General features: G+C 60.6%; 1 protein-coding gene. It reads right to left on the bottom strand.

The window, feature by feature from the left end; all coding sequences use genetic code 11:
- Positions 1-186: 186 nt before the first annotated feature.
- A partial coding sequence (locus ACPXCG_RS23955) for a hypothetical protein (protein ID WP_425794892.1) occupies positions 187-723 on the bottom strand: 537 nt, incomplete at its 5' end.

The raw sequence follows: 723 nt of genomic DNA, 5'->3' as shown, positions 1-723 counted from the left end.
GCGCCACCAGCCGGTAGACGGCCGCCAATTGTCGACGGAGTTCCGCCTCGTCGACCTGCACCGGCTCCGGCACCATGACGGGACGCTATCTGGTGCGAAGATCTCGGGCGATACGGCTTTCCCTTCGACGACGTTCGCGGTGTAGAGGGTCCGCGAAAGTGGACGCACCGACCGATCCACCTCATCTCAAGGAACAGTGGCAAGAAATCCGCTGCCGCCATACGACTGGGGCAGCTGGACGGGCTGATCGATTGCGTAGGTGGCGACGTTGAAGGAGCCAAGTCCAGATCCCGGATGGAGTTCGCGAACGAACCTCTCGCCCCGGCGTGGACCGAACGCGACCGGATAGAACACTTCCTTGCCGACCGGATACTTCGCACTCCACTGCGTCAGGCGGAGGAGAAACCGGCACTTTGGGTTTCGCGTCCACCCCGTTCCGTCACCTGTGAATCCGAAGGAGGTCACAGTGACACGAATGGTCCCGCGCTTACCTTTCGGTGCGACAACCCCCACATTCAGAGCTCCGCGACAATTGTTATGGTCACCCACGGTGCCGAAGTTGTCACTGTAAATCGCGATCCTCGGCAACTGTGGTTCAGCCACAGCACTGCCGGAACCCAACAAGGTCAGTGCCCCAACCATAGCGGCAAGCAGCAGCACCCAGATCTTCCGCGTAAACACGAGATTCCCCCCAACATCGATCGCCAACAACGCGTTCACGCT

This window comes from Gordonia sp. DT218 (genome assembly GCF_049847105.1).
Taxonomy (GTDB): domain Bacteria; phylum Actinomycetota; class Actinomycetes; order Mycobacteriales; family Mycobacteriaceae; genus Gordonia.
This window is presented reverse-complemented; position numbering and strand designations above follow the sequence as displayed.